Origin of the sequence: Streptomyces sp. NPDC006309, from assembly GCF_040613095.1 — a bacterium.
In the GTDB taxonomy this organism is placed as follows: Bacteria; Actinomycetota; Actinomycetes; order Streptomycetales; family Streptomycetaceae; genus Streptomyces.
Window position 1 is genome coordinate 1 of the sequence record NZ_JBEXRO010000062.1, and the last position, 3,819, is coordinate 3,819.

Below are 3,819 nucleotides of genomic sequence, written 5' to 3' on the forward strand. Positions count from 1 at the left end.
GGGACCGGGTGATCCTGCATCTGCGGTTCGTGGAGGAGTTGACGCAGGCGCAGATCGGTGAGCGTCTGGGTGTCTCCCAGATGCATGTCTCGCGGCTGCTGTCGCGCACCCTCAAGCGCCTGCGCGAAGGAATGCTGACCACCGGCTGACCACCACCTGACGGTCACGGCCTCGTCCGGCGCCCCTGACCTCGGGGGCACCGTCGCCGCGTTCACCTCCCGTCCGGGCCCCGGGCTCTCGCGGTGCGCCTGCCCACAGCCCCCCACCTGGGGGGCTTTCCGTCTTTTCACCGTCCGTCGACGGGCAAGTCCGGTCCGACCGGCGCCCGTTCGTTTCCTCTTCGCCCAACGTCCCTGGTCAGCCCTCTTGTTGAACGGTGTGCGATAAGATACGACCTGTTTGGTTCGATTCTCGGCCGGGGGAGCGTCCATGGCTCAGCAGGAGCGAGCTGTCCGGACCCGGCGTGCTGTTCTCGAGGCCGCCGCCGGCGTCTTCGCGGAACGCGGATACGCGGCCGCCACCATCGCCGAGATCCTCCAGCGGGCCGGCGTGACCAAGGGCGCCCTGTACTTCCACTTCGGTTCCAAGGCCGCCCTCGCCCGGGGTGTGCTCCAGGAGCAGATGAGGACCGAATACCACCTGCCCCGCGAGCTGAAGCTCCAGGAATGGGTGGACGCGGGCATGACGCTGGCCAACCGCCTGCCCCAGGAACCCATGCTGCTCGCCGGTGTCCGGCTCTCAGCCGACCTCCAGGGCCATGACATCCTCGGCAGCACCTGGCCCGCCTGGGCCCGTCTGACCTCGTGCGTCCTGACGGAGGCCAAGCAACGCGGTGAGGTCCTCCCGCACGTGTCACCCGAGGAGACGGCCCAGGTCTTCCTCGGCGCGTGGATCGGCGTGCAGTTCGTCTCGCAGGCGGTGGCCGGCTGGGCGGACCTCGACGACCGTATGGCGGCGCTGTACGACCACCTCCTCCCCTCGGTCGCGGCCCCGGCCGTCCTGGTCCGGCTGGACACCGCACCGGACCGCGGCGCCCGAGTGATCGCGGAGGTCCACGAGAAGTCGGCAGCCCTCGCCGGAGCCCCCGCCTGAGCCGGTCCACGCGCCGGGCCCCCAGCCGTGCCATGCCGTTTGACGAGCAGCCGTGTCCATGCCGTCCGACCGGCAGCCGTGTCCATGCCGTCCGACCGGCGCACGCGCAGGCCCCAACCAAACCGCTGTGCTGGTTTGCGGACGGGTCCGCACGGCGTGTCGGTCGTTCGGAAGGCCCGTGCCGCCTACCCGGTCAGGCAGATGGCGGACCCTGCCCGCCGTTCGGATCACTTCTCAACCCCGCCTGCTTCGGGCGGCGTTGGCGAGCCGTTCATTTCTGAACGGCGTCGGCCGGGCGCAGCGCGTCCGATGCGAAAACATGTGCGCGTGGTCATTAGGATGGGCAACCAAGACAACCATGCGACCGGCCCGTGACCTGCGTGCCGGTCGGGGTCGCCGATGCCAGGGACCGCTCCCCGGGCTGCGGTGATCTTCCTTCCCAGGAGGACCCTCCGCATGTTCCGACGAATAGGCAACACCGTCGTCCGTCATCCCATTTGGACGATCGTGGCATGGCTGATCGCCGCGGTGGCCATTGTGGCCACCGCTCCGAGCCTGCCCTCCAACAGTGACGAGAGCAGTTTCCTGCCGAAGAGTTACGAATCCATCAAAGCGGCACAACTCCAGGAGAGGGCGTTCCCCAGCGCCTTCACTCCGTCCGCGATCGCGCTCTACCAGCGCACCGACGGCGGCAAGCTGACCGCCGCCGATCAGAAGGATGCCGCCCGGATCACTTCTGATCTGGGCAAGAAGCACATCGACCAGGTCCAGAAGGTCGTCCCCGGCCAGCCGTCCAAGGACGGCAGGTACGCCCTGACCCTGGTGCAGATGGACAGCAAGAACGCCGGCCAGCCCAAACAGGTCGACGCTGCCAGGGACTTGCGGGCGGAGGTCAGGAAACTGGCCAAGGGCACGCATCTCGACGTCAAACTCGGCGGCTCGGCCGCCCAGGCCCTGGACCAGGAGGACTCCTCCAAGCGCGGCCAGGCGCTGATCGGTATCGGCACCTTCGTGATCATTCTGGTGACGCTGCTGATCATCTTCCGGGCGCCGATCCTGGCCGTCCTGCCCCTGCTGCTGATCGGCCTCGTGTCCGCCGTCGCCAACGGGCTGATCGCCTACGCCACCAAGCTGTTCAACCTCCAGGCCAACAGCTCGATCTCGTCCATCCTGATCGTCGTCCTCTTCGGCGTCGGCACGGACTACTTCCTGTTCCTGATATTCCGGTACCGCGAGAGGCTGCGCGCCGGTGACGAGCCCAAGCAGGCCATGATCAACGCGGTCGCCCGGGTCGGCGAGGCCATCGCCTCGGCGGCCGGAGCGGTCGTCATCGCCTTCCTCGCGCTCTCGCTGTCCACGCTGGGCTTCCTCAAGCAGATGGGCCCGGCGCTGGCCATCGCGGTCGCCGCCACCCTGGTCGCGGGCCTGACCCTGATCCCGGCCGTGGTCTCGCTCATCGGCCCCAAGGTGTTCTGGCCCTCCAAGTCCTGGCAGAAGGAGCCGGAGAACGCCCGCTTCGCCGCCCTCGGCCGGAGCGTGCAGCGCCGCCCGGCGCTGACCGCCGTGGTCTCCGGTCTCATCCTGCTCGCCCTGTCGCTCGGCACGCTCGGCTACAAGGCCACCTTCGACCTGGCCTCGGGCTCCATGCCCAAGACCAAGGAGTCCATGGTCGTCCAGGACGAGATGCAGAAGGCGTACTCGGCGGGCGCCGCGGCACCCACCGACGTCTACCTCTCCACCACCGACGGCAAGCCGCTGGACAGGTCCGCCTTCGACGCGTACGCGCGAAAGCTCGGCGCCGTCGACGGTGTCGCAGCCGCCCGCATGACCCAGGTGAACAAGCCGGGCACCACCGCCGACTTCACCGTCACGCTCAAGTACGAGGCGTCCACGGACAAGGCCATCGACGCCGTGGGCCGGGTCCGCGACGTAGCGCACTCCGCCGCGCCCGGCGGCACCGAGGCGTTCGTCGGCGGCATGTCCTCGATCTACAAGGACATCGACGCCGCGGTGAACCACGACTACCGCACGGTGTTCCCCGTCGCCGCCCTCCTCATCATGATCATTCTGGGGCTGCTGCTGCGCAGTGTGGTCGCGCCCTGGTACCTGATGGCCTCGGTGGGCCTCGGCTTCGGTGCCACCCTGGGCGCCACCGTGTGGATCTTCCAGGACGGGCAGGGCCACCCGGGACTGATGTTCATGCTCCCGGTGATCATGTACCTGTTCGTGGTCGCGATCGGCACCGACTACAACATCCTCATGATCGCCCGACTCCGTGAGGAGGCCCGCGAGGGCCGTGACCCCCGCGAGGCGGCGGGCATGGCGCTCAGGCACGCCGGACCGACCGTGGCCGCGGCGGGCTTCATCCTGGCGGCGACCTTCGCCACGATGATGCTGGCAGGCAACTCGCTGCTCATGGAGATGGGCTTCGCCGTCTCCTTCGGTATCGCGGTCGCCGCGTTCATCATGGCGATGTTCTTCACCCCGAGCCTCACGGCGCTCATCGGCCACGCGGCCTGGTGGCCGGGCCACGGGGACCGGGCGGCGGTGCCGGCCACCGGCGCAACCGCCGGAACCGTCGGCTCCGGACCGGTCCACGGAGACGATGACCGGGACGCCACCCACGACCCGGCGGGCCGCCGCGGCTGACCGCGTCACCCACCGAAGTCCTGCCGGGCCGTACGGCCCCGCACGAATTCGAGCGGTACACCGGCAAAACCCCCGGGT

Annotated in this window: 3 protein-coding genes; all 3 read left to right on the forward strand. The window is 69.1% G+C overall.

The genetic code is table 11. The features are described 5' to 3' along the window. A partial coding sequence (locus ABZ117_RS34150; RefSeq protein WP_356826690.1) for a sigma-70 family RNA polymerase sigma factor occupies nucleotides 1-149 on the forward strand: 149 nt, incomplete at its 5' end. Nucleotides 150-429: 280 nt separating this feature from the next. After that, nucleotides 430-1,092: a ScbR family autoregulator-binding transcription factor gene (locus tag ABZ117_RS34155; protein ID WP_356826686.1), complete on the forward strand. Its 663-nt coding sequence runs from the start codon at nucleotides 430-432 to the stop codon at nucleotides 1,090-1,092. Between the two features lie 456 nt (nucleotides 1,093-1,548). Continuing rightward, a complete protein-coding gene (locus ABZ117_RS34160; protein ID WP_356826688.1) occupies nucleotides 1,549-3,741 on the forward strand; it encodes an MMPL family transporter in 2,193 nt (730 codons plus the stop codon). Nucleotides 3,742-3,819: the final 78 nt, after the last annotated feature.

What these genes read in the sequence shown, in the direction of transcription:
- ABZ117_RS34155 (WP_356826686.1), top strand. Translation starts at nt 430, where the DNA reads ATGGCTCAGCAGGAGCGAGCTGTCCGGACCCGGCGTGCTGTTCTCGAG.
- ABZ117_RS34160 (WP_356826688.1), top strand. Translation starts at nt 1,549, where the DNA reads ATGTTCCGACGAATAGGCAACACCGTCGTCCGTCATCCCATTTGGACG.